22 protein-coding genes are annotated in these 23,309 nt (G+C 73.0%); 9 read left to right on the top strand and 13 right to left on the bottom strand.

Annotated elements, in window-relative coordinates:
* Positions 1 to 146 precede the first annotated feature (146 nt).
* From hpf to secA, 4 genes are all read left to right on the top strand, one after another.
* Positions 147 to 779, top strand: a complete 633-nt coding sequence (gene hpf, locus AC6EH9_RS11725; protein ID WP_498423312.1) for a ribosome hibernation-promoting factor, HPF/YfiA family — start codon at positions 147 to 149, stop codon at positions 777 to 779.
* 136 nt (positions 780 to 915) lie between these two features.
* A complete protein-coding gene (locus AC6EH9_RS11720; RefSeq protein ID WP_498423310.1) occupies positions 916 to 1,599 on the top strand; it encodes a response regulator in 684 nt (227 codons plus the stop codon).
* 10 nt (positions 1,600 to 1,609) lie between these two features.
* Positions 1,610 to 2,821, top strand: a complete 1,212-nt coding sequence (locus AC6EH9_RS11715; RefSeq protein WP_498423308.1) for a winged helix-turn-helix domain-containing protein — start codon at positions 1,610 to 1,612, stop codon at positions 2,819 to 2,821.
* A 109-nt stretch (positions 2,822 to 2,930) separates the two neighbouring features.
* Positions 2,931 to 5,747 (top strand): preprotein translocase subunit SecA, encoded by a 2,817-nt coding sequence (secA, locus tag AC6EH9_RS11710; RefSeq protein WP_498423306.1) that lies wholly within the window; start codon positions 2,931 to 2,933, stop codon positions 5,745 to 5,747.
* A 7-nt stretch (positions 5,748 to 5,754) separates the two neighbouring features.
* On the opposite strand, the gene AC6EH9_RS11705 is transcribed toward secA, so the two are convergent.
* Together AC6EH9_RS11705 and AC6EH9_RS11700 are read right to left on the bottom strand one after the other, a co-directional pair.
* The gene (locus AC6EH9_RS11705) at positions 5,755 to 6,270 is read right to left on the bottom strand and encodes an Rv3235 family protein (protein ID WP_498423304.1); all 516 of its coding nucleotides are present in this window, start codon (positions 6,268 to 6,270) and stop codon (positions 5,755 to 5,757) included.
* A complete protein-coding gene (locus AC6EH9_RS11700) occupies positions 6,267 to 6,998 on the bottom strand; it encodes a LysM peptidoglycan-binding domain-containing protein (RefSeq protein ID WP_498423303.1) in 732 nt (243 codons plus the stop codon). Before AC6EH9_RS11700 ends, AC6EH9_RS11705 begins: the two co-directional genes overlap by 4 nt.
* 112 nt (positions 6,999 to 7,110) lie before the next feature.
* Here AC6EH9_RS11700 and AC6EH9_RS11695 point away from each other — a divergent pair, with 112 nt between their 5' ends.
* Positions 7,111 to 7,653, top strand: coding sequence for a hypothetical protein (locus AC6EH9_RS11695; RefSeq protein ID WP_498423301.1), 543 nt, complete (start codon positions 7,111 to 7,113; stop codon positions 7,651 to 7,653).
* Between the two features lie 15 nt (positions 7,654 to 7,668).
* Here AC6EH9_RS11695 and AC6EH9_RS11690 read toward each other — a convergent pair whose 3' ends face one another.
* Genes AC6EH9_RS11690 through AC6EH9_RS11655 form a run of 8 tightly spaced genes read right to left on the bottom strand, consistent with a single transcriptional unit; the run spans position 7,669 to position 15,036 of the window.
* Complete coding sequence (locus tag AC6EH9_RS11690; RefSeq protein ID WP_498423299.1) at positions 7,669 to 8,004, bottom strand: sec-independent translocase; 336 nt, start codon at positions 8,002 to 8,004, stop codon at positions 7,669 to 7,671.
* Between the two features lie 3 nt (positions 8,005 to 8,007).
* Complete coding sequence (locus tag AC6EH9_RS11685; protein ID WP_498423297.1) at positions 8,008 to 9,162, bottom strand: Mrp/NBP35 family ATP-binding protein; 1,155 nt, start codon at positions 9,160 to 9,162, stop codon at positions 8,008 to 8,010.
* Between the two features lie 25 nt (positions 9,163 to 9,187).
* Positions 9,188 to 9,748 carry a DUF1003 domain-containing protein gene (locus AC6EH9_RS11680; protein WP_498423296.1) on the bottom strand — a complete coding sequence of 187 codons (561 nt, stop codon included), beginning with the start codon at positions 9,746 to 9,748 and terminating at the stop codon, positions 9,188 to 9,190.
* A 3-nt stretch (positions 9,749 to 9,751) separates the two neighbouring features.
* Positions 9,752 to 11,038: a magnesium transporter MgtE N-terminal domain-containing protein gene (locus tag AC6EH9_RS11675; protein WP_498423294.1), complete on the bottom strand. Its 1,287-nt coding sequence runs from the start codon at positions 11,036 to 11,038 to the stop codon at positions 9,752 to 9,754.
* Between the two features lie 36 nt (positions 11,039 to 11,074).
* Complete coding sequence (locus AC6EH9_RS11670; protein ID WP_498423292.1) at positions 11,075 to 12,193, bottom strand: hypothetical protein; 1,119 nt, start codon at positions 12,191 to 12,193, stop codon at positions 11,075 to 11,077.
* Positions 12,190 to 12,399: a DUF6752 domain-containing protein gene (locus tag AC6EH9_RS11665; RefSeq protein ID WP_498423291.1), complete on the bottom strand. Its 210-nt coding sequence runs from the start codon at positions 12,397 to 12,399 to the stop codon at positions 12,190 to 12,192. The genes AC6EH9_RS11670 and AC6EH9_RS11665 overlap by 4 nt, the downstream gene beginning before the upstream one ends.
* A 5-nt stretch (positions 12,400 to 12,404) precedes the next feature.
* On the bottom strand, positions 12,405 to 13,997 hold the full coding sequence (locus tag AC6EH9_RS11660) for a LicD family protein (RefSeq protein WP_498423290.1): 1,593 nt from the start codon (positions 13,995 to 13,997) through the stop codon (positions 12,405 to 12,407).
* A complete protein-coding gene (locus tag AC6EH9_RS11655) occupies positions 13,981 to 15,036 on the bottom strand; it encodes a glycosyltransferase family 2 protein (protein ID WP_498423288.1) in 1,056 nt (351 codons plus the stop codon). Before AC6EH9_RS11655 ends, AC6EH9_RS11660 begins: the two co-directional genes overlap by 17 nt.
* A 163-nt stretch (positions 15,037 to 15,199) precedes the next feature.
* Here AC6EH9_RS11655 and AC6EH9_RS11650 point away from each other — a divergent pair, with 163 nt between their 5' ends.
* The 4 genes from AC6EH9_RS11650 (at position 15,200) to AC6EH9_RS11635 (ending at position 20,873) form a co-directional block, all read left to right on the top strand.
* Positions 15,200 to 17,299: a DUF6077 domain-containing protein gene (locus AC6EH9_RS11650; protein WP_498423287.1), complete on the top strand. Its 2,100-nt coding sequence runs from the start codon at positions 15,200 to 15,202 to the stop codon at positions 17,297 to 17,299.
* A gap of 109 nt (positions 17,300 to 17,408) precedes the next feature.
* Positions 17,409 to 18,497, top strand: a complete 1,089-nt coding sequence (locus tag AC6EH9_RS11645; RefSeq protein ID WP_498423285.1) for a hypothetical protein — start codon at positions 17,409 to 17,411, stop codon at positions 18,495 to 18,497.
* Between the two features lie 52 nt (positions 18,498 to 18,549).
* The gene (locus AC6EH9_RS11640) at positions 18,550 to 19,038 is read left to right on the top strand and encodes a hypothetical protein (protein ID WP_498423283.1); all 489 of its coding nucleotides are present in this window, start codon (positions 18,550 to 18,552) and stop codon (positions 19,036 to 19,038) included.
* Between the two features lie 11 nt (positions 19,039 to 19,049).
* Positions 19,050 to 20,873, top strand: a complete 1,824-nt coding sequence (locus tag AC6EH9_RS11635) for an endonuclease/exonuclease/phosphatase family protein (protein WP_498423282.1) — start codon at positions 19,050 to 19,052, stop codon at positions 20,871 to 20,873.
* Here AC6EH9_RS11635 and AC6EH9_RS11630 read toward each other — a convergent pair.
* Genes AC6EH9_RS11630 through AC6EH9_RS11620 form a run of 3 tightly spaced genes read right to left on the bottom strand, consistent with a single transcriptional unit; the run spans position 20,857 to position 23,286 of the window.
* Positions 20,857 to 22,152 carry a lipopolysaccharide biosynthesis protein gene (locus AC6EH9_RS11630; RefSeq protein ID WP_498423280.1) on the bottom strand — a complete coding sequence of 432 codons (1,296 nt, stop codon included), beginning with the start codon at positions 22,150 to 22,152 and terminating at the stop codon, positions 20,857 to 20,859. The genes AC6EH9_RS11635 and AC6EH9_RS11630 overlap by 17 nt on opposite strands.
* The gene (locus AC6EH9_RS11625; RefSeq protein WP_498423279.1) at positions 22,145 to 22,510 is read right to left on the bottom strand and encodes a DUF2304 domain-containing protein; all 366 of its coding nucleotides are present in this window, start codon (positions 22,508 to 22,510) and stop codon (positions 22,145 to 22,147) included. Before AC6EH9_RS11625 ends, AC6EH9_RS11630 begins: the two co-directional genes overlap by 8 nt.
* Positions 22,507 to 23,286, bottom strand: coding sequence for a glycosyltransferase family 2 protein (locus tag AC6EH9_RS11620; RefSeq protein WP_498423277.1), 780 nt, complete (start codon positions 23,284 to 23,286; stop codon positions 22,507 to 22,509). Before AC6EH9_RS11620 ends, AC6EH9_RS11625 begins: the two co-directional genes overlap by 4 nt.
* Between the last annotated feature and the right edge of the window lie 23 nt (positions 23,287 to 23,309).

Genomic DNA, 23,309 nt, shown 5'->3' with positions numbered 1-23,309 from the left:
GACGAAGACCAGGTCGGCCGGGCGGACTCCATCCCACCCGAGCACCGGGCCCTGCGCGGCCCGCGCTGCGCCCTGCTCCCGCAGGGACATGCCCGGGAGGTGGAACAGCCATATTGGTTGCTACATGAGAAGCACGGAGGTTCACCATGGACGTCGTGGTCACCAGCAGGCACTGCGAGGTGTCGGATCGGTTCCGCAGTCACGTCGACGAGAAGCTCGCCCGGCTTGAGAAGCACGATCACCGCATCCAGCGTGTCCAGGTGGAGGTGGAGAAGGAGCGCAACCCGCGCCAGGCCGACCGCAGCGTGCGCGTCGAGCTGACCGCCTTCTCCAAGGGACCTGTGATCCGCGCCGAGGCGGCCGCCGAGGACAAGATGGGGGCCCTCGACCTCGCGATCGACAAGATGGCCGCGCAGATGCGCCGTGCCGCGGACCGGCGACGCGTCCACCGTGGACGGCACACGCCGGTCTCGGTGGGGGAGGCCCTCGCCGACGTGGTGCCCAGCAGTGACGAGAGCGACGAGTCCGAGGTGACAGAGCGTCGCGTCGGGCCGATCGCGGTGACCGGCGACGGGCCGCTGGTGGTGCGCGAGAAGACGCACGCGGCCTCGCCGATGACGCTGGACCAGGCGCTGTACGAGATGGAGCTCGTCGGCCACGACTTCTACCTGTTCGTGGACAAGGAGAGTGAGCGTCCTTCGGTGGTCTACCGCCGCCGCGGCTACGACTACGGCGTGATCTCGCTGGACCTCCAGGCCCAGACGACCGAGCTGGGCTGAGCATCCGGGGCCGCTGGCGGTCCTGAACAGCTGAGCGGCGGGGCGGTCCCTACGGGGCCGCCCCGTCGGCGTCCGGCGGGGCGTGCGCGCGTGGGCGCGGGTGGTCCTCAGCCCCGAGGGCGGGCATGATGCGTCTGTGAGCGACCCAGATGGCACCGCCGGACCAGAGCCGATCCGCGTCCTGGTCGTCGATGACCAGGAGCTGTTCCGTCGCGGGCTGACGATGCTGCTGGGGGTGGAGCCCGGCATCGACGTCGTCGGCGAGGCCGGGGACGGGATCGAGGGCACCGACCTGGCGACCCAGGTGATGCCCGATGTCGTGCTGCTCGACGTGCGGATGCCGCGCCGCTCGGGCATCGAGGCGTGCCTGGCCATCAAGGAGGCGGTCCCGTCGGCGAAGATCATCATGCTCACCGTCTCCGACGAGGAGGGCGACCTCTACGAGGCGGTGAAGAGCGGCGCCGCGGGCTATCTGCTCAAGGACTCCTCGATCGAGGAGGTGGCCCAGGCGGTCCGTCTGGTGGCCGAGGGGCAGTCGCTGATCAGCCCCTCGATGGCCGTCAAGCTCATCGACGAGTTCAAGCAGATGTCACGCTCCGAGCGCAGCCAGGTGCCGGGCCTGCGGCTCACCGAGCGTGAGCTCGAGGTGCTGCGGCTGGTCGCCCGGGGGCTCAACAACCGCGAGATCGCCCGGCAGCTGTTCATCAGCGACAACACGGTCAAGAACCACGTGCGCAACATCTTGGAGAAGCTCCAGCTGCACTCCCGGATGGAGGCCGTGATGTACGCGGTGCGGGAGAAGCTGCTCGACCTGCCGTGAGCGAGCCGAGATGAGCGGGACGAGCCTCTCCCTGGCCCAGGCCCGACGGGTGGTGCTGGGGGCCCAGGGCTTCCTGGACCGGCGCCACACACCGCCGACGATGCGCACCCTGGACCGCACCCTGACCCGTACCGGCGTGCTTCAGGTGGACTCGGTCAACGTGCTGACCCGCGCGCACTACATGCCGCTGTACTCCCGGATGGGGCCCTACGACACCGACCTGCTGCACCGCGCCAGCGAGCGCCGTCCCCGGCGGATGGTGGAGTACTGGGCGCACGCCCAGGCACTGATGCCGGTCGAGCTGTGGCCGGTGATGCACCACCGCCGCGAGCACTACCGCGCCGCCCGGGGCAAGTGGTCGGGGATGGCGGCTCGCCCCGAGCTGATGGCGTCGGTCCTGGAGCAGGTGCGGGTGCGTGGGCCGGTGACGGCTCGCGACCTCGACGACGGGCGGCCCCGCGCTCGCGAGCACTGGGGCTGGAACTGGTCGGAGGCGCGCAAGGTCCTCGACTACCTGTTCCTGGTCGGGGACGTCGCCATCGCGGGCCGCAACCGGCAGTTCGAGGTGGTCTACGACCTGCCGGAGCGGGTGCTGCCGCGCAGCGTGCTGGAGCTGCCCGTGCCCGGCGAGGCGGAGGCCCACCGCGAGCTGGTGCGCCGGGCCGCCCGCTCGCACGGGATCGCCTCCGCCCCGTGCCTGCGCGACTACTACCGGCTGCCGGCGGGGGCGGTGGAGCCGGCGATCGCCGAGCTCGTCGGGGCCGGCGAGCTGCTCCCGGTCTCCGTGCAGGGCTGGGGCCGCCCGGCGTACCTGCACCGCGACGCCCGGCTGCCGCGCAAGGTGCGCGCCCGGGCGCTGCTGAGCCCCTTCGACCCGCTGTGCTGGGAGCGCAGCCGCACCGAGTCGCTGTTCGGCTTCCGCTACCGCATCGAGATCTACGTTCCCGCCGAGCGACGCGTGCACGGCTACTACGTGCTGCCGTTCCTGCTCGGCGAGCGGATCGTGGCCCGGGTCGACCTCAAGGCCGACCGGCCGACGGGGCGACTGCTGGTGCGCGGCGCGTACGCCGAGGAGCACGCCCCCGAGGAGACGGCCGCCGAGCTGGCCGCCGAGCTGGTCCAACTGGCCGGCTGGCTCGGGGTGGGCGAGGTGGTGGTGGAGCCCCGTGGAGACCTCGCGCCTGCCCTGGCCAGCGCGCTGACCTGCCCAGACGCGCCGTAGTCGGGTTCCGTGGGCGGTGCTGGGTAGCATGACCGCTGGGGCGCCGTGTCGCGGTGCCTGCACCGTGCGGCAGCAGCTGCGCCCAGTCCACCATCCAGGAGTTCAGCCCGTGGCCATCCTCGACAGAATCCTCCGCATCGGCGAGGGCAAGATCCTCCGACAGCTCGAGGCCGTCGCCAAGGCCGTCAACGCGATCGAGGACGACTTCGTCAAGATGAGCGACGAGGAGCTGCGGGGCATGACCGCGGAGTTCCGCGAGCGCCTCGAGCAGGGCGAGAGCGTCGACGACCTGATGCCGGAGGCGTTCGCCACGGTCCGCGAGGCCGCCAAGCGGGTCATCGGCCAGCGTCACTACGACGTGCAGGTGATGGGCGGCGCCGCGCTGCACCTGGGCAACATCGCCGAGATGAAGACCGGTGAGGGCAAGACCCTGGTCGCGACCATGCCGGCGTACCTGAACGCGCTGCCGGGCAAGGGCGTGCACATCGTCACCGTCAACGACTACCTGGCGAAGTACCAGTCCGAGATGATGGGCCGCGTCTTCCACTTCCTGGGCCTCAGCGTCGGCGTCATCCTGCCGAGCATGCGCCCCGACGAGCGGCGCGCGGCGTACAACTGCGACATCACCTACGGCACCAACAACGAGCTCGGCTTCGACTACCTGCGCGACAACATGGCCAGCTCCATCGAGGAGTGCGTCCAGCGCGCCCACCACTACGCGATCGTCGACGAGGTCGACTCGATCCTGATCGACGAGGCGCGGACCCCGCTGATCATCAGCGGCCCCACCCAGGACGAGGTCCGCTGGTACGGCGAGTTCGCCAAGATCGCGCGCAAGCTCACCAAGGACGTCGACTACGAGGTCGACGAGAAGAAGCGCACGATCTCGGTGCTCGAGCCCGGCATCACCAAGGTCGAGGACCACCTCGGCATCGACAACCTCTACGACTCGGTCAACACGCCGCTGATCTCCTTCATGAACAACTCCATCAAGGCCAAGGAGCTGTTCCGCAACGACAAGGAGTACGTCGTCATGAACGGCGAGGTGCTCATCGTCGACGAGCACACCGGCCGGATGCTCGCCGGCCGGCGCTACAACGACGGCCTGCACCAGGCGATCGAGGCCAAGGAGGGCGTCGAGGTCCGCGAGGAGTACCAGACGCTCGCCACGGTCACCCTGCAGAACTACTTCCGCCTCTACGAGAAGCTCTCCGGCATGACCGGAACCGCGATGACCGAGGCGGCCGAGTTCGACAAGATCTACAAGCTCGGCGTGGTGCAGATCCCGACCAACAAGCCGATGCTGCGCATCGACCAGCCGGACCTGGTCTACCGCACCGAGGAGGCGAAGTACCTCGCCGTCGTCGAGGACATCGCCGAGCGCCACAAGAAGGGCCAGCCGGTGCTGGTCGGCACGGTCTCGGTGGAGAAGTCCGAGCACCTCTCGGCGCTGATGAAGAAGAAGGGCATCCCGCACACGGTGCTCAACGCCAAGGTGCACGCCGACGAGGCGGCCATCGTGGCGATGGCGGGTCACCGCGGCGCGATCACGGTCGCGACCAACATGGCCGGTCGAGGCACCGACATCATGCTCGGTGGGTCCGTGGAGTTCCTGGCCGACCAGGAGCTGCGCAAGAAGGGCCTGGAGCCGGTCGGGGACACCGCCGCGGAGTACGACGCGGCCTGGCCCGAGGTGCTCGAGCGGATCAAGGAGCAGGTCGCCTCCGAGCACGAGGCCGTCACCGAGCTCGGCGGGCTCTACGTCGTCGGCACCGAGCGGCACGAGTCGCGCCGCATCGACAACCAGCTGCGTGGACGCTCGGGCCGCCAGGGCGACCCGGGCGAGTCCCGCTTCTACCTGTCGCTGCAGGACGAGCTGATGCGGCTGTTCAAGTCCGACTGGGTGGACCGGGTGCTCACCGTGCTCAAGGTCCCCGACGACGTGCCGATCGAGAACAAGCGCGTCACCGGCGCGATCGCCAGCGCCCAGGGCCAGGTGGAGTCGCAGAACTTCGAGTCGCGCAAGAACGTCCTCAAGTACGACGACGTGATGAGCCGCCAGCGCGAGGTGATCTACCGCGAGCGCCGCGAGGTGCTCGAGGGCAAGGACCTCGCCGAGCAGGTGCGGACCTTCATCGAGGACGTGATGACCGGCTACGTCAACGGGTCCACCCAGGACTACCCCGAGGACTGGGACCTCGAGGGCCTGTGGACCGCGCTGGGTCAGCTCTACCCCGTCTCACTCGATCTCGAGCAGCTCGAGAAGGAGGCCGGTGGTCGCGCCAACCTGAGCCGCGAGCGCCTGGTCGAGGACCTGCGCGCGGACGCCCTGGACGCCTACGCCAAGCGGGAGGCCGAGGTCGGCGCCGAGGTGATGCGCGAGCTCGAGCGTCGGGTGCTGCTCTCGGTGATCGACCGCAAGTGGCGCGAGCACCTCTACGAGATGGACTACCTGCGCGAGGGCATCTACCTGCGGGCGTACTCGCAGCGCGACCCGCTGGTGGAGTACCAGCGCGAGGGCTTCGACATGTTCTCGGTGATGATGGACGCCATCAAGGAGGAGGCCGTCGGCTTCCTGTTCAACCTCGAGGTCCAGGTCGACGAGGTCGACGAGGAGGACCCGGCCGAGGCGGCCCAGGAGCCGGCCCAGAGCGGTCTCGGCGCGCCCGCGGTGGAGCTGGAGAAGAAGCGCGAGGCGCCGCAGATCCGGGCCAAGGGGCTCAGCAAGCCCGCTGTCCCGCAGCAGCTCACCTACTCGGCGCCCACCGAGGACGGCGACGTCGAGGTCGTCACCGAGGAGGCCGACGACCCCTACGCCGGGACCGGGCGCAACGCGGACTGCCCCTGCGGCTCGGGCAAGAAGTTCAAGAAGTGCCACGGCGCACCGGGCGGGCCGACGGGTCTCACCACGCGCGTCAACGGCTGAGCCGGGCTCAGGCGAACTCCAGGGCGGTGCACTGCCAGCGCCCGGCCAGGATCTCGAAACGGGCCGCGAGGGCACGCGAGCGCGCGCCGTACCTGACCCGGGCGCTGACCTCGGCGACGTCGCGGGAGACGAAGCTGGCGTGGATCGTCTCGACGTGGGGGCGCAGCTCGGGGCGGCGCTCGCGCCCGTGCCCGGCGCGGTGCAGGCCCGCCTGCGCCACCAGCACCGCCCGCCGGGAGAGGTCGTCGTGGACGCGCGGCGCGGTCCAGCGCACGAGCTGGGACACCGGGCGGTCGCCGTACACGATCTCGACGGCGGCCTGGGTGTAGCGCCGGGCCCACCTCTCGAGGTCGTCGCGCACGCGGACGTCGATGGAGATGACGTCCGCGCCGGCGCCGCGCGGCTCTCCGCCCGTCTCCGGCGGGTCGAGCCGCGGCTGGAGATCGAGAGCCAGGGTGCCCTGCACGCTCGCGAGAGGCACCTGCCCGCGCAGCGGCGTGACCTTGTCGTGGAAGGGCGTCATCGGATCCTCCTGGGGAGCCGCAGGGTGGTGGTGGGCAGGATGAGGTCGGGATCGGGGCCGATGCGCTCGCCGTTGGCGGCGTAGATCGCGCGCCAGCGCGCGTCGACGACGGCGGGCGAGGCGTCGTCGGGCAGCGCCGCGGCCGCGATGTCCCACAGGCTGTCGCCGGGCCGGACGACCACGACGTGGCCGCCGCGGGCCGCGGGCTGCTCCGTCCCGGGGGCGCTGTCGGGGGCGGTGGGCTCCGGGCGCTGCGGGGAGGGCGACAGGGGCCTCGGCGTGTCGCGGGGGCTCGAGGGCCGCTCCGGGAGGGGCAGCCCCTCGAGGGCCGAGCTGCCGCCCTCGTCACCGTGCACGTGGGTCGGTACGGCGTGCGCGGGCGCGGCGAGGCCGCCCACCAGGGCGACCCCGCACGCGGTGAGCAGGAGCCGGCGCAGCGCCCTGGGGCAGCCGACGGTGCGCGTCGTGGCCCGCCCGCGCGCGGCCTCGGCGGCCACCGCGGTGGTGATCAGCCACAGCCACAGGGCAGCGCCCAGGGCGAGGAGCGCGGCCAGCCAGACCAGCAGGACGTCGAAGGGCTGGGCGGCCAGCGTGGCGTGCGCCCAGGCGTGGCGCGCGGAGCGCAGCTCACCCGCGGTCGCCGCCGCGAGCAGGGCGACCAGTCCGGTCACGGCCAGCCAGACCGCGAGGCAGCGCCCGAGTGGTGCGCGTTCGACAGGTCCGGCCATCGCCCTGATCCCTTCGTTTGCGTGCGTTTACCTCATTCAAAGTCCGTTCATGGCGTTGGTCAATCGTTTGTCCACAGTGGATTCGGGAAGGCCGGCGTGGCAAGGTCGGCACATGTCCTGGGAGGAACAGCTGTTCGCGCTCTTCGACGACCTGGAGTCCCAGGCGGACACGCTCTTCCAGGCCGAGCGGGAGCTGGAGCTGGCCGACCGGATCCGCGCGGAGTACCAGCACGTCGACCTGGACAGCCGGTTGATGGCCTCGCTGGAGCGCGAGCTCACCGTGTCCCTGCGCGGCGTGGGGCAGGTCGGTGGCGTGCTGCAGCGCGTGGGCCCGGGCTGGTTCCTGCTGCAGGGTCCGGGCCAGGACTGGATCGTCGCGAGCGCCGCCGTGCTCACGCTACGGGGAGCCTCGCCACGGTCGGTGCCGCGGGAGGCCTGGTCACCGATCCACCGGCTGGGGCTGTCCTCGGCGCTGCGCCGGATCGCCGACGCCGGGGAGCGGTGCGTGGTCCACCTCGTCGACGGCGCCCGGCACGACGTCACGTTGTCCCGGGTCGGCCACGACTTCGTGGAGGTGCTCAGCGGCGAGGGACGCTCGGCGCGCTCCGTCCTGGTGGCCTACGCCGGGCTGGCGGCCGTGCAGAGCCGTGACTGAGCGCCGACGCAGCGCTCAGGTGGCGTCTACGTCGTAGGGCGGGAGCTCGCCCTCGGCGAGGGGGCGCAGGCCCTTGCGAGCGGGTGCCGCGGCGGCGGCGTCGTCGTCCTCCAGCGCCTCCATGATGTGCTTGCGGACCACGTTGCGGGGGTCGAGGTCGGTGAGCTCGAGATCGGAGAACTCCGGGCCCAGCTCGGTGCGCAGCTCGTCGCGGGTGGCGTTGGCGAAGTCACGCGCCTTGCGGACGAACTGGCCCAGCTGCTTGGCCACCTCGGGCAGCCGATCGGGGCCGAAGACGAGCACGGCGACGAAGGCGATCACCGCCAGCTCGGTCAGCCCGACACCCCACACAGGTCAGAACTTACTGGTGGGCGTGAGCCCCAGCTGCATGCCGGCCAGGCCGCGGCCGCGGCCCGCCAGTCCCTCGGCGACCTGACGCAGCACCTGGGCGGCGGGGGCGGCGGGGTCGGCCTCGACGATCGGCTTGCCGGCGTCGCCTCCCTCGCGCAGGGAGATGTCCAGCGGGATCTCCCCGAGCACGCGCACGTCGTAGCCGAACCGCTCGGAGAGCGTCTTGGCGACCCGGGCGCCACCGCCGGATCCGAAGACCTCCAGGCGGTGCTCGGGCCCGCAGTGGGGGCAGGGCAGGAAGCTCATGTTCTCGACCACGCCGACGACGCGCTGGTGCATCATCGAGGCCATCGTGCCGGCTCGCTCCGCGACCTCGGCGGCCGCCTCCTGCGGCGTGGTGACGACCACGACCTCCGCGTTGGGCAGGTGCTGGCCCAGGGAGATCGCGACGTCGCCGGTGCCCGGGGGCAGGTCGAGCAGGAGCACGTCGAGATCGCCCCAGTAGACGTCGGAGAGCATCTGGACCAGCGCCCGGTCCAGCATCGGGCCACGCCAGGCGACGACCTGGTCGCGGCGGGGCTTCAGCATCCCGATGGAGATCACCGAGACGCCGGACGCGGTGGGGACCGGCATGATCAGGTCCTCGACCTGGGTCGGGCGGGCGTCGGCGACCCCGAGCATGGCCGGCACCGAGTGGCCGTAGATGTCGGCGTCGACGACGCCGACCTTCAGGCCCAGCTGGGCCATCACCAGGGCGAGGTTGACCGTCACCGAGGACTTGCCGACGCCGCCCTTGCCGCTGGCGATCGCGAACACCTTGGTCAGCGAGCCCGGCTGGGCGAACGGGATCTCGCGCTGCGCCTGGCCGCCGCGCAGCACCTCCTGCAGGCCCTGGCGCTGCTCGCCGGTCATCACCCCCAGGTGGAGGTCCACCCCGGTCACCCCGGGCACCCGGCGCAGCGCCGCCTCGACGTCGCGGTTGATGGTGTCCTTCATCGGACAGCCGGCGACGGTGAGAAGGACGGTCAGCGCGACGGTGCCGTCGTCGCGGACCTCGACGGCCTCGACCATCCCGAGCTCGGTGATGGGGCGCTTGATCTCGGGGTCGTTCACGGTCGCCAGCGCAGCGGTGACCTGCTCGACGGTGGGGGTGCTCATGATGCGCAAGCGTAGACCTTGCGCCTCAGCGCTCCCGCCTCGGAGGGCCCTCCGTCGCACCGGCGACGCTCTCACCCTCCTCGGCGGAGCCGGACCGGGCACGCTCGTCGAGCTCGTGCAGCAGGGTGCGCAGCTCCGAGCGCAGGTAGTCGCGGGTCGCCACCTCGCCCAGCGCCATCCGCAGCGACGCCACCTCGCGGGCCAGGAACTCCATGTCGGCGTGGGCGCGTGCGTTGGCCTGCCGGTCCTGCTCGGCGATCACCTTGTCGCGCATCTCCTGGCGGTTCTGCGCGAGCAGGATCAGCGGCGCGGCGTACGACGCCTGCAGGCTGAGCATCAGCGTCAGGAAGATGAACGGGTAGGCGTCGAAGTCCATGTCGCCGGGGGCGGCCCAGTTCCAGCCCACCCAGACCAGCACGAACAGCGTCATGTAGATCAGGAAGCGCGCGGTGCCCATGAACCGGGCGAACTGCTCGGCGAAGACGCCGAACGTGTCCGAGTCGTAGGAAGGGCGCCGGACGAGGTGGCGACGGGTGTCGCGGGGCGTGTCCAGGCGCGGCGTGCGGGAGGTACGGCTCTCTGCCATCGCTCAGATCACCGACCCCGGGGCCTTGCGGTGGGCGGCGGGGCGCCCCCGTCTGGCCACCCGGTCGCGCCAGCCGTCGGGCAGCATGTGGTCGAGCAGGTCGTCCACGGTGACCGCGCCCAGCAGCCGGCCCTCCTCGTCCACGACCGGCGCGGCGACGAGGTTGTAGGTGGCGAGGTGCGCGGCCACCTCGTCGATGCCCGCCTCCGGGCGCAGCGGGTCCATCGAGGAGTCCAGCGCCGCGGCCACCAGCGTGGAGGGCGGCTCGCGCAGCAGCCGCTGGATGTGGGCGACGCCGAGCAGCTTGCCGGTGGGCGGCTCCAGCGGCTGACGACAGACGTAGACCAGGGCGGCCAGGGCGGGGGAGAGCTCGGGGTTGCGCACGTGGGCCAGGGCGTCGGCGACGGTGGCGTCGGGGCCGAGGATCACCGGCTCGGGCGTCATCATCGCGCCGGCGGTGTGCTCGGCGTACGACATCAGCCGCCGCACGTCCTCGGCCTCCGAGGGCTGCATCAGCTCGAGCAGCTGCGCGGCGGTCTCGGGCGGGAGATCGGCGATCAGGTCCGCCGCGTCGTCGGCCGACATCTCCTCGAGGACGTCGGCGGCACGCTGGGAGTCGAGGTGCTCGAGGATCTCGACCTGGTCCTCGTCGGGCAGCTCCTCGAGGACGTCGGCGAGGCGCTCGTCGTCCAGCGCGGCCACCACCGCGGTACGCCGTTCGGGGGGCAGGTCGTGGATCATGTTGGCGGCGTCGGCCGGGCGCATCTCGTTGAGCGCCGCGATCAGGTGGGTCGCGCCCTGGGAGGCCTCGCGCTGGGTGAGGTTCTCGACCTCCCACCAGTCGACGACGTGCGACTGACCCCGGCGGCGGAACCCCTTGCCGGGCTCCTGGATCGCGACCCGACTCAGCACCCAGTCGCGGTTGCGGGCCTGCTCCATGGCGACGTCGTAGACGGTGCCCACCGTGCCGGTTCCCTTGACCCGCACCTCGCGGTCCAGCATCTGGCCGATCACCAGGGTCTCGGTGGGGCGCTGCTCGAAGCGGCGCATGTTGAGCAGCCCGGTGGTGTAGACCTGACCGCTGTCGATGTTGGTGACGCGGGTCATCGGCACGAAGATCCGCCGGCGGCCGAAGACCTCGGCGACCAGGCCGAGGACGCGCGGCTGGTTGGCCTCGGTCCGCAGCGCTACGACGAGGTCGCGGACCTTGCCCACCTGGTCGCCCTGGGGGTCGAAGATCGGCAGGCCGACGAGCCGGGCGGCGTAGACGCGGGGAGGGGTGGTGCTCACCAGCGTCACGCTACCGGGTGTCCCGGGCGCGGTGCCTCAGCGGCGCCGCAGTCGGCGCAGCGCCCCGCCCACTCGTCCGGCGCCCGAGGCGGCGCGCCCGCGCCAGCCGCCGTGCGCGCGCGCCGCGGGCGTCCCCGCCGCCCCGCTGCGCTCGCGCACATCGGCGAGCAGCCGGGCGGAGAGCTCGACGGCGACCCGGGCCACCTCCGCGTCGGTCACCGAGGAGGGGTGGCGCCGCGGCGGCAGGGCGTCGGGGACCAGCAGGGAGTCCAGCTCGCCCACCACGTGGAAGCCACGTGCGCGCACCAGCTCGACCGAGGCGCGGGCCCGCTCACGGCACTCCTCCTGCTGGTCGGGGCCGGGCCAGAACCGGTCGCCGCCGCGCGGCACCAGCCGCTCGTCGGCGAGGAAGGAGCGGATCCACACGCCCCGGTCGTGGGCGCGCGAGAAGTCGTCGAGGTGCTCGTTGATCCGGCGCAGGGTCTCGGCCTCGACGACCCCCATCGAGCTGTTGGCGAAGGCGGTCGAGACCTCGAACCCGGACGGGTCCAGGCCCAGGACGCCGGCGAAGCGGTCCCACAGCGTGCTGCGCGGCGCACCGGGCGGGGGCGTGGTCAGCACGTGCACCCGCTCGCTGGGCACGAGGTCGCCCCAGCGCTCGAGCACCAGGCGCAGGTCGAGCGCGCGCCAGTCCCAGACCGTGAGCGGGTCGGGGGAGACCGTGCGCGCGTAGTCCTCGATCCGGGTGGTGCTCTTGTTCTTCAGCGACTCCTGCCAGCTGGAGGTGAACAGGCTGAGCGGCTCACGCGCGGTGACGATCACGTGCACCTCGGTGGGCGCCAGCGCCTCGACCATCTCCCGTGCCTGCTCGGCGGTGGCGGAGCAGAAGAACTCGTGGCTGATCACGGCGTCGTGCGGCCACGCGGCGACCTCGTCGCGCAGCACGTCCCACGAGGACGGCGCCCGCGGGTTGCGCCTGCCCACATGGGGGTCGCCGCGGACCACCAGCGAGGCCCAGAGGTGATCGCGCCGCTCCCGCCCCGGCAGCAGCATCCCCGCCTCGCGCAGCTCCTCGCGCTGGGCCCACATCACCGTCTGCAGGTAGCTGGTCCCGGTCTTGGGCAGCCCGATGTGGACGAAGACGCGGCGGCTCATCCCAGCTGGCTCGAGTATCGCTCGAGGAGTGTCTCCAGCTTCTCCTGGTCGCGGCGCGCGACCGGGAGCAGCAGCTCCTGGACGATGTCGGTCAGCTCGGCGACGCGCAGGTGCAGGCTCCGGCACTCCTGGACCTCCGCCTCCAGCTCGTCGAGGCGGGCCTCGAGCCGGGCCGTACCGCGAAGCCGGTCAACCAGTTTGCTCATCGTTCTCACTCCTGCCACGTGACGACCATGCGGCACGCTCGACGGTGTTGGGCCATGGCCGCGGGGTTGGGTGCCTTCATCTGCGAGGAGTCGATCGTCTCCTCGCTGAGGATGCGCGCGCCGCGTTCCTCGAGCTCGGCGCGGATCACCGCGGGGTCCAGCGCTCGCACGCCGTGCCACTCGGGCCAGGGGTCCTCGGGGTGGGTCTCGAGGAGGAACTGCAGGTGCAGCCTCCCGCCGCTGCGCCCGACGATCTCGGCGAAGCGCCACACGTTCGGGCGACCGTCCGCGGGCATCGCGTCGATCAGGTGCCGGGCCAGCACCGCGGTGGGCCCCGGCTGGTGCGCCAGCAGCGCGGCGTAGGACAGCACGTGGCGCGTCTCGAACAGGTTCATCTCGGCGAACCGCACCGGCAGCCCTTCGGCGCGCGCCTGCGCCTCGAGGGTCGGCCAGCCCAGCGAGGAGTAGTCCAGCGCCAGCACCTGCGCCCCCTGGGCGGCCAGCCAGTAGGCGTTGTGGCCGCGGCCGCAGCCGAGGTCGACGACCCGGGTGCCGGGTGGGTTCTGCTCCAGCACCTGGGCCGCGATCGGGTCCGGGCGCTGACGCGGCTGCTCGTTGCGCTGGGTGAGGTAGCGGCGGTCCCAGTCCGAGCGCCCCGGGCGGGTGCCGCGGAACCAGCCGTTGAGGCGGCGCGAGGTGGACTCGGGGGTCTCGAAGTGGAAGGCCGGGTCCGGCACCCGCCACGACGTGCCGTAGGTGACGTCGAGGAGACGCTCGGGGACGGCCGGGGCCGGCAGGGTGCGCCCGTTCAGTTCGGTGGTGCCGAGCGGGTAGAGCCACTCCTCGCGGAACGGCGCGCGGATCTCGCCCATCAGCACCAGGTAGCCGTCGGTGCCCAGGAAGCCGCCGAACACGTCGAGGCCGCGCACCCGGCCGTCGGACTCGCGGACCAGGACCTTGACCGCGGCCCCGCTGTAGCGGACCACGTCGTAGCCCATCTCGGCCAGGCGCCGCTGCAGCTGGAAGGACTCACGGATCACGTCGACGGGGGTGGTGTGCCGGCTGACGTAGCAGAGGTCGGCGTCGTTGTCGTGGCCGATCACCTTGCCGTCGCGCACCGCGCCCAGGAGCGTTCCGTAGCCGGGGAAGGCCCGCACGCCGGCGCTGGCCAACGCGCCCAGCACCTCCTCGATGGCGTCCAGGAGGGGCTCGAGGTGGGCGGCGCTGCGGGTCTCGAAGGTGAGCGTGAGCCGCCCGGACTTGTCGATGCCCAGCGGGTCGCCCTCGGCGTTGACGATCGCGATGCGCCCCTCGCCGTCGCCGAACTGCAGCTCCTCGTCGTACATCGGCTGCTCGGCGCCGTGGGCGCGCACGGTGATCCGCGCTCGCCCGTCCAGGTAGCGCTGCAGGCCGGGGGGCCAGGGCACGTGGTGGGTGTCGGGCGAGGACGCGACGGGCTCGCCGTCGCGGATCAGCCAGAAGGACCAGACCCGGCGCCCGTCGAACATCACGTCGAGCACCTGCTCCTCGGCGGAGCGCACCTGCACCCCGGTGTCGTCCACGTGGACCGCACCGAGGGCGTCATCGGCTCGGGACACGAGCACTCCTGTCGTCGAGGCGCGACCGGGTGGTGACACGCAGCAGCGGGCGCATGAGGGCCCAGTATGCACGCGAGCCGGCGCGCAGCCAGGGCGGCGCGGCCAGGCCCTCGACACCCGGCGCGAAGTCGCCGGTGAGCAGGTCGACCAGGGCGGCGTCGGGCTGCAGCCTGGACTCCTGGACCAGCCGCCGCCGGCGACGTACCGCGCCGGCGTTGCGCACCAGCCACCACCAGCCGGCGCGCTTGCGCGGTCCCCAGCCCTGCTTGGTGGCCACCGCCAGCATCGCCAGCTCCAGGGCGAGCAGCGAGGGAGCCAGCAGCAGCAGCGTGCGGGTCTGCAGCACGGTGAGCAGCATCAGCAGCCGGTTGCGCTCGAGCAGGTAGAGCTTGAGGTCGTTGCGGGAGAACTCGTAGCGGTGCAGGACCACGGCGTCGGGGACGTAGACGACGCGCCAGCCGTGCTGCCAGGCGCGCAGGCTGAGCTCGGTGTCCTCGCAGTAGGCGAACATCAGCTCGCAGAAGCCGCCGAGCGCCTCGAAGACCTCGCGGCGGCACAGGGTGGCGGCCCCCGAGGCGACGGTCACCTCGCGTCGCTCGGCGTACGACGTGGCGGGCTCGCCCAGGCCGCCGGCCCAGCTGAGCCCGGAGTAGTGCAGCGGGTTGCCGGCCGAGTTGATGGTCTGCGGGGCGTCGTAGAGACGCACCGAGCCGGTGACCAGGCCGACCTCGGGCTCCGCGGCGACCGCGGCCATCCGGGCCAACGCGGCGGGCTCGACCACGGCGTCGCCGTTCACGAAGGCGAGGTAGTCACCGCCGGCGCGCTGGGCGCCCAGGTTGCAGCCCCCGGCGAAGCCGACGTTGCCCTGGCCCTCGACGACGACGACGCCGGGCTCGGTGCGCAGCTGCTCGACCGCGTCGGAGGTGCAGCCGTTGTCGACCAGCACCACCTCGACGTCGACGTCGGTGGAGGCGAGCGCGGCACGCACCGAGGTGGTCAGCAGCGGCTCGTCACCCCAGGCCAGCACGATCGCGCTCACCCGGGGAGCGTGGGCCTGGGTCATCCGAGGGGCTCCGGGTTGCCGGGGAGCGCCGTGGGCCCCGGACACGGGCGAGCTGACGTCGCGGGGCTGGGCATGCAGGCATACTACTGACGCCTTACCGGGCCGGAGTGTGCGCGGGGGCGGACGAGGGGAGTGGCGAGTGAGCGTGGCGCTCGAGGAACGAACGGTGCGGCCCACGGCGCTGCGCAGCGTGCTCGACGCGCTGAGCGACGCCGCGGTGCTGTCCTTCGCGCTGTGGACGCTGCTCTACTGTCTCGGCCTCGCCACCCAGTGGTCGCTGTGGCCCAGCGGCTGGCTGTGGCTCCTCGCGACGCCGGTGATCATCGGCTGGCGGGTGTGGGCCGAGCTGCGCGCCCGTCCCGACTCGCCGCCCGAGCCCGCCGCCCCGACGGCCGCACCCCCCTCCGGTGCCCGACACGCCCGGCCGGCCCCCCGCAGCCTGCAGTGGGTGCCGGTGGCGGTGCTCGTCCTGGCCGCGGGGGCGGCCCTGGCCGGCCTGGTCTGGAGCCGCACCAGCTTTTGGGGCGCCTGGGTGGCCACCGTCCTGGCCGGCGTGCTGGCCCTGCTGTGGGCCTGGAGGTCGGGGTGGCTGAGCCCCGGCGAGGGCGCCCCGGACGAGGACGGCGCGAGCGCCGCGCCGCAGGCCGGTGCGCTCAACCGCTGGGGCGCCGACGTCTTCGCGCTGGTCTCCTCGCTCGGGCTGGGCGCGCTGGCGGCGTTCCTGCACCTGGCCGACACCGACGACCCCTACTACCTCAACCGCTCGGTGTGGGTGGCCGAGCGGGGCAACGCCGCGCTGCTCGACACCATGTTCACCCCGGAGATCCTCAACTCGCCGTACGGCGGGGGCATCCCGATCGCCTCGATCGAGGGACTGATCGGCGTGGTCGCGCACATGAGCGGGATGCGCGCCGGCGCGGTGACCTACCTGGTGGCCGGCCCGGTGGCGGCCTTCCTGGCGGGCTGGGCGCTGTGGCGCCTGGTCCGGGCCTGGGCGCCGCGGCGACGGGCGCTGGTGCTCGCCGGCGCACTGGTCTTCCTCCTGCTCAGCGGCGACTCGATGCTCGGCAACTTCTGGGTGCCCCGGATGTGGCAGGGCAAGGTGATGGCGGTGGCGGTGCTGATGCCGTTGCTGTGGGTCTACCTGACCCGGATCCACGAGCGCACCGGCACGCAGCGGCGTTGGGCGGGAGTGATGCTGCTCGCCGGCGGCGTCGCGTTCTTCGGTCTCACCCCCACCGCGGTGGTGTGGGGCCCGCTGATGAGCGGCGCGGCGGTGCTGGCGGCGCTGCTGCTGCGGGCCCGCGCGCTCGCGGTGGGGGCGGTGCTGCTGTCCGTGGGCCCGGTCGCCAGCGGGCTGGCGGTGATCGCGTTCTCCACCGACGTCGGCGGCAAGGACCCCGTCGCGCTGCCCGCCTTCGACTCCTTCGTACGGATCCTCGGCGAGCAGGGCCCGATGGTCGCGCTGTCCTTCTTGGCGCTTGGCCTGGCCACCCTGCTGGCCCGGCGCGGGGTGGCGGCGGCGCTGGCCGGGGCCTCGGCGCTGGTCAGCACCCTGGTCTTCGCGCCGGGGGTGCTCGAGCTCGTCAACGCCGTCACCGGCTCCGGGCCGGTCCTGTGGCGGATGCTCTACTGCGCGCCGATCCCGGTGCTGGCGGCGCTGCTGCTCGCGGTGGACGTGCCCGACCCGCGCCGGGTGCCGGCCCCGGTCGCCGGGGCCGCCCGGGCGCTGCCGTGGGTCGCCGCCGTGGTGGTGCTGGTGGCGTTCGTCGGCGGAGGCAGGCCGATCTGGGCCTACACCGGGCACGGCGGACCCGTCTCGGTCAGCTCGACCCCGCAGTGGAAGCTGGACCGGCCGGCGCTCGCGGACGTCCGCATTCTCGACGAGCAGGGACTCCAGGGGACGGTGCTGCTGCCGCCGCGTTGGATGAAGGTGCTCACCATGTACACCACCGACGCCTTCCCGGTCGTCCCCCGGGAGTGGTTCGTGGGCAACATGGAGGAGCCCCGCGAGGTACGCCGGGCGCGGATGCTGCTCTACGACCTGGCCGGCCAGAAGGCGCCGCTGCCCTCGGCCGGCAAGGTCCGTGCGGCGGTGCGGCTGCTCGACCTGAGCCTGGCCTGCGTCGGCCCGGGCCCCTACCGCGAGCGGGTGCTGGAGCTCTACGAGCAGGCCGGGCTGACCGGCGAGCGCACCGCGGGCACCCTCGAGTGCCGCACCCCCGCCGGCGCTGGTTGAGAGGCCGGCTGAGGGGCCGGGACCGTTCCCGGGCGGGCGCGGCGGCGCCTGTAGCCTGAAGGGCGCGACACGCAAGAAGCACGGCTCACTCAGAACAGGGAGAACCTCGATGCCCGGCAAGGTCTTTCTCCACCTCGGCCTGCCGAAGACAGGCACCTCCTTCCTGCAGAAGGTGCTCCAGCACAACGAGGCGCCCCTGCGCGAGCACGGCGTGATCTTCCCGAACGGGAAGGGGATGCTGATGTTCCGCGCGATGCTCGAGGTCACCGAGCGGGCGCCGAACTGGGGCCGCACCGTGGAGAGCGTCGAGGGCACCTGGCGCACGATCGTCCAGGCCGCCCGGGCCCACGACGGCACCACCGTGGTGAGCAACGAGCTCTTCTGCCTCGCCACCCCCGACCAGGTCGAGCGGATGCTCGCCGACCTCGCGGGGCTGGAGGTCCACGTGGTGCTGACCGTGCGCGACCTGGGCCGTCAGCTGCCCGCGGAGTGGCAGGAGGGCGTCAAGCACGGCCGACGGGTGGGCCTCGACGACTTCCTCTCGGTGGTCTTCGACGAGCCCAGCCCCGACCCGCGGCTGCACCAGCGGTTCTGGAGCGTCCAGGACCCGGCGGCGATCCTGCAGCGCTGGTCCGCGGTCCCGCCCGAGCGGGTCCACCTGGTCGTCAACCCGCCGTCCGGAACGCCCTCCACGCTGCTGTGGGAGCGCTTCGCCGAGGTCATCGACGTCCCCCCGGAGGCGGTGACGATGCCCGACCGGGAGGTCAACACCTCGCTGGGGATCGCCCAGACGGAGGTGCTGCGGCGGGTCAACCAGCGCCTCGACCGCGGCGGCAACCAGGTCGTCTACGGCGAGGTCGTCAAGCGTCTCTACGCCGGCCGGATCCTGGCCCCCGGCTCCACCCGGCGCGCCGGGCTGCCCGAGAAGTGGCACCCGGCGGTCCACGAGCGCGCCGCGCGCATCCTGGAGGCTCTCTCCGAGCAGCCCTACGACGTGGTCGGCGACCTGGCCGAGCTCACCCCGCGGCTGTCCGGTGGCGCTGCGCAGAGCGACACCACCACCGAGGAGCTGCTCGAGGTCGCCGTCGACGCCACCGCCGCCCTGCTCCAGGAGATCGTCGACCTGCGGGGCACCGTGACGGAACTGCGCGGCAAGGGCCCCCGACGTAGCATCAACCTCCTGCGGGCTCGCAACTGACCCGATCCGCGTCGGGCGGCCGGCGGCGACGAGCAGCAGGGGACGGAGCACGATGGTGGACGCACGCGTGGCCCTCGCCGGGGCTGCCGCCGTCCTGACGGTGGTGGCGCTGGGCGCCTGCTCGACGCCCGACGCGGGTGAGGCGGGCGACGCCGGCTCGCCGAAGGACACCGGGTCCTCGTCCTCGTCCGGCCCCGGAGCCGACGCGCAGAGCGACGCCCCCCAGGCCGTGGCCCGCCGGGTGCTCACCACCTGGTCGCGCAACGACGTCGGGTACGCCGCCTGGTGGTCCGCGCTGCGCCCGCTGCTGAGCGCGGGTGCCCGCGAGGCCTACGCGTTCACCGACCCCGCCGCCGTGCCGGACCTGGAGCTGCCCGCCGGCGGCGAGGTGAGCCCGGGGCCCTATCCGGGCACCACGACCGTGCGCTTCAAGACGACCACCGGCGTCTTCGGGGTCGACCTGGCCCGGGTCCGCGGCACCGGCCCGTGGCGTGCCGAGCGCATCATCTTCCCCGACCAGCCGTCCCTCTACTCCGAGTGAGCGAGTCAGCCGTGAAGCGTCGTTCCCGCCGTCCCCTGCTGGTGGCGCCCGCCCTGGTCCTCGCGCTGCTCCCGGCCCTGGCCGGAGCCAGCGCACCCACGGTCTCGACGCGTGCGCCGGCGCACGCGGCGCCGGGGGCGTGCGCGGCTCCCGCCCTGGCCGGCAGCATGTCGCTCACGGCGCGGGCGCCGGTGGCGGCGGGCTACGACCGCGAGCAGCTCGACCGCGCCCTGACGATCCTGGCCGTGGGGGAGCGCAGGAAGGTCCCGGCGCGCGCCCAGGCCCTGGCGCTGACCGCGGCTCTGGCCGAGTCCGGCCTGAAGCGGGGCGGTGGGCGCGCCCTCGCCGGCGTCTTCCACGGCTCCGGATCGTCCCCGGCCCTCGAGCGCCTCGGCGTGGCCGAGTTCTACGACCGGCTGCTCGCCGTACCGGGCTGGAGCACGCTGCCTGCCGAGATCGCCGTGCACCGGGTGACCCGCAACGCCGACCCGTTCCGCTACGACCCGTTCTGGGCGAGTGCCCTCGACCTCCTCGACACGCTGGCCCGCGGCCGGATGGACGTCCCGGCCACGGTCCAGTCGGGCGCCCGCTCACCGCAGTGGTGCCGCCCGGACGGCACCAGCGACGTCGCCGCGCCGTTCCCGCCGGGCACCGGCTACCGGGTCACCTCGCGCGCCAAGGTGACGCCGGCGCGCCGGGCGGCCGCGCCGCTGGAGGTGCGCAGCCACTGCGGCAGCGCCGTCCTGGCCGCCAGCTCGGGGTCGGTGGAGGTCGGCAAGCCCACCCGGACCGGGTGGGAGGTCCAGGTGGTGAACGAGGCCGCCGAGGTGGTCACCCGCTACCAGGGCCTCGTCGGGCTCACCGTCTCCGACGGCCAATCCATCGGCGCCGGCCAGCAGTTGGGCTCGCTGGGCTCGCTGGGCGCCACCGACGGCTGCTCCCTGGGCTTCCGGGTGCTGGGCGGGACCGGGCAGGACCTCACCCCGATCGACGCCTCCGCCTGGCTGCAGCGCAGCGTGACCCCGCGCTCCCGCCGCCCGGCGGCCCCCGAGCAGGAGACGGCGGCTCCGGCCCGGCCGACCACGCTGCGCCTGGCCAGCTACAACGTGCTGGGCGCCCACCACAGTGCCCCGGGGGGCAAGAACGCCGGTATGGCCGACGGTGCCTGGCGGATGCGGCAGTCCCTGGCCCGGTTGGAGGCCAATAGCGTCGACATCGCGGTGTTCAACGAGTTCGAGGGCCCGCAGGCCGCGGTCGTGCAGGGCGACGGCGACTGGACGCTGCTGCGCGCCACCGGCAACTCGCGGCTGCGCGGCGGCGACTTCTCCGGCAACGCCATCGCCTGGCGCAGCGCCGAGTGGAGCCTGGTGCGCAGCGAGGAGGTGACCGTGCCCTGGGACGTCACCCTGCACCTGCCGGTGGCTCACCTGGTGCACGTCGAGACCGGCGCCGCGGTCGTGGTGATGGGCGTGCACAACCCCGCCAGCACCCAGCGCAAGGGCAACCAGCAGGGCGCCCGGGACCGGGCCCGCGCCATCGAGAAGGCGGCGGTGAGCCGGCTGGTCGCCGAGACCGGCAACCCGGTCTTCCTGGTCGGCGACATGAACGAGCGCGCCACGGTGTTCTGCGACTTCACCTCAGACGGCCTGATGACCACCCCGTACGGCGCGGCGAGCGGCGGCGGGTGCTCCACGCCGCCGGGCTTCCACGGCGGCGTCGACTGGATCTTCGGGGCCGGCCCCCTGGTCTTCGGCGGGGGACTGGTGGACCGCTCCACCAAGGGCACGCTGAGCGACCACCCGCTGGTGATGGCCGACGTCACCGTCGGCGGCTGACCTCGCGTACTCCCGGGGCGAACGAGGCGGGCGCGAGCAGCACGATCACGCCGGTGGCGCCGAGCAGCATCGCCACCTCGACGCGCAGGAACAGCTCGAGGGGGAGGGCCAGCGCGAGGACGGTGAGGCCCACCCCCACCACCCAGGCGGTGACCACGTGCCGGTGCCGGCGCCGGGCGATGGCGGCCGACTGCAGCGTCATCGCCATCATCAGCAACCCGCTGGACGCGGCCAGCAGGGCCAGGTCCTGGCGCGGCATGTCGTAGGCCGAGCCGAACAGCAGGTGCATCGCCCACGGGCCCAGCGCCCAGGCGCCGAGCGCACCGGCCGTCGCCAAGCCGGCGGTGACCAGCACGAAGGCCCGCAGCTGGGCTCGCATCCCGCTGTGGTCGCCCACGGTGAGGTGCGCGGTGAGTCGGGGCACCTGGATCGCCTGGATCGCGGCGAAGAGCAGCATCGGGATCCGGGCCAGGGTCAGCCCCGACAGGAAGATGCCCGCGGCGGCCGACTGCTCCGGCTCGGCCAGCAGCCGCACCGCGATCGCCCCGACGTTGGCGAGCAGCTGCGAGCACAGCGCGGAGAGGACCAGCAGGCCGATGCCGCCGGCGACCTCCGCCCACGCGGCCACCGCCTGGCCCGGGGACGCCGGGGCCAGCCGGCTGACCCGAGGGGCGACGACCAGGGCGGAGAGGAGGGGAGCCAGGGCCAGGACCAGGGCGTAGGCGAGGGCGTTGTCCACGCCCAGCGCGAACAGGGCCAGGCAGGCGACCGCGCGCATCGTGCCCTCGGTCGCCAGCTGGACGCCGTACCCGGTGAAGTCCTCCCCGGCGGAGAGCACGCCGCGCTGGAGGTACTGCACCGCGAACCCGGTGCAGGTCAGCGCGGCGGCGAGCAGGAAGGGGCCGGGGCGGTCGAAGAGCAGCCCGCCCACGGGCGTGGCCAGCACGACCAGGCTCAGCGCGGCCAGCAGCGCCACCAGGACCAGGGCCGCGGTCAGCGCCGTGCGGCGCACCAGCGGACGCAGCGGGAGGCCGGCGGCGCGACGGACCACCGCCGCGTGCGACAGCTCCTGCTCGAAGGGCAGGAACAGGCCCACCCCGACCGTGTAGACGAGGGTCCACAGCACCGCGACGTTGGAGAACTCCGCAGGATCGGTGCCGCGCGCGGACACCACCAGGAAGACGCTGGCCGAGATGCCCAGGATCGCCACGCCGGCGCCGGTGCGCAGGGTGGCGTTGGGGCGCCGCGCGGAGCGGGTGCCCGGTGCCGGGTCAGTCATCCTGGTCGAGACGGTCCCGTCCCTGCTCCTCGAGGCTGAGCCGCAGCAGCGCGACCTCCTCGGCCAGCGTGCGGGTCTTCTCCTCGAGCCGGCCGAGCTCGTAGGAGTGCTGCAGGGTCAGCACCAGCAGCACCATGCTCGCCGCGAAGAACAGCAGGTTGGCCGGCACCTCGACGCCGACCACCTCCGCGGCCCAGTTCAGCGCCCCCGGGAAGGCGGAGACGCCGAGGACGCCCAGTGCGACCAGGAACCACAGCACCGCGTACTTCTCGCGCAGCGAGTGCCGGCGCAGCATCTCCAGGAGCACGGCGACGATGATCAGCGAGCCGATCAGGCCCAGCACCATGGTGGCGCTCATCGCAGGTCTCCCGCCGCGGCCGGCTCCGCGACCGCCGGCGTCTCCGGCCAGCGGCGCACGAGCGCCAGCACCAGCGCGACCACGGCGCGGGCCAGGTACAGCGTCGCCTTCAGCGTGGTCTGGCTCGCCGTGCCGGCCTGACGTACCCGCATCTCCACCGGCTCCTGGCGGATCACGCAGCCGCGCCGGATGGCGATCACCATCGACTCGACGGTGTCACCGAGGTACTCGGCCGGGTAGTGGGTGGCGAAGGCGGCGATCGCCTTGCGGTTGGCGACCCGGAAGCCGCTGGTGACGTCGGTGAGCCGGGTGCCGGCCATCCGGGACAGCACCCGGGCCAGCACCACCATCGCGAGCTTGCGCGGCAGCGACACCCGGTACGGCGTGCCCTCGCCGGCGAACCGGGCTCCGATCACCACGTCGGCGCTGTCGAGTCGGGCCAGCAGGATGGGCAGGTAGCGCGGGTCGTGCTGCCCGTCGGCGTCGATCTGCACCGCGACGTCGAAGTCGTGGCGCAGCGCGTAGCGGTAGCCGGTCCGCATGGCGCCGCCCACGCCCAGGTTGAACGGCAGCCGGCAGACCTGGGCCCCGGCCGCGCCGGCGAGCTCGGCGGTCCGGTCGCTGGAGCCGTCGTCGACGACCAGGACGGTGGAGCCCGGAACGTGCTCGTGGATCTCGCGCACGGTGCTCGCCACGGCACCCTGCTCGTTCCAGGCGGGCACGATCACCAGGATCCGGGGCGGGGTCTCGGTCGGGCCGGGCACCTGCTGGTTCATGGGGGGCACTCTAGTGGCCGGGA

This window comes from Nocardioides sp. Z21_20 (assembly GCF_059766585.1).
Note: the sequence above shows the minus strand (reverse complement) of the source record. Positions and strands in the feature narration are given on the sequence as shown.

Excerpts from the sequence above, each read along its gene's own strand:
- AC6EH9_RS11700 (WP_498423303.1), bottom strand. The coding sequence starts at position 6,998 with ATGGCCGGACCTGTCGAACGCGCACCACTCGGGCGCTGCCTCGCGGTC.
- AC6EH9_RS11715 (WP_498423308.1), top strand. The coding sequence starts at position 1,610 with ATGAGCGGGACGAGCCTCTCCCTGGCCCAGGCCCGACGGGTGGTGCTG.
- AC6EH9_RS11665 (WP_498423291.1), bottom strand. The coding sequence starts at position 12,399 with ATGAGCAAACTGGTTGACCGGCTTCGCGGTACGGCCCGGCTCGAGGCC.
- AC6EH9_RS11685 (WP_498423297.1), bottom strand. The coding sequence starts at position 9,162 with ATGAGCACCCCCACCGTCGAGCAGGTCACCGCTGCGCTGGCGACCGTG.
- AC6EH9_RS11695 (WP_498423301.1), top strand. The coding sequence starts at position 7,111 with ATGTCCTGGGAGGAACAGCTGTTCGCGCTCTTCGACGACCTGGAGTCC.
- AC6EH9_RS11625 (WP_498423279.1), bottom strand. The coding sequence starts at position 22,510 with ATGAGCGCCACCATGGTGCTGGGCCTGATCGGCTCGCTGATCATCGTC.
- AC6EH9_RS11645 (WP_498423285.1), top strand. The coding sequence starts at position 17,409 with ATGCCCGGCAAGGTCTTTCTCCACCTCGGCCTGCCGAAGACAGGCACC.
- AC6EH9_RS11630 (WP_498423280.1), bottom strand. The coding sequence starts at position 22,152 with ATGACTGACCCGGCACCGGGCACCCGCTCCGCGCGGCGCCCCAACGCC.
- hpf (WP_498423312.1), top strand. The coding sequence starts at position 147 with ATGGACGTCGTGGTCACCAGCAGGCACTGCGAGGTGTCGGATCGGTTC.
- AC6EH9_RS11705 (WP_498423304.1), bottom strand. The coding sequence starts at position 6,270 with ATGACGCCCTTCCACGACAAGGTCACGCCGCTGCGCGGGCAGGTGCCT.
- AC6EH9_RS11670 (WP_498423292.1), bottom strand. The coding sequence starts at position 12,193 with ATGAGCCGCCGCGTCTTCGTCCACATCGGGCTGCCCAAGACCGGGACC.
- AC6EH9_RS11620 (WP_498423277.1), bottom strand. The coding sequence starts at position 23,286 with ATGAACCAGCAGGTGCCCGGCCCGACCGAGACCCCGCCCCGGATCCTG.
- AC6EH9_RS11640 (WP_498423283.1), top strand. The coding sequence starts at position 18,550 with ATGGTGGACGCACGCGTGGCCCTCGCCGGGGCTGCCGCCGTCCTGACG.
- AC6EH9_RS11680 (WP_498423296.1), bottom strand. The coding sequence starts at position 9,748 with ATGGCAGAGAGCCGTACCTCCCGCACGCCGCGCCTGGACACGCCCCGC.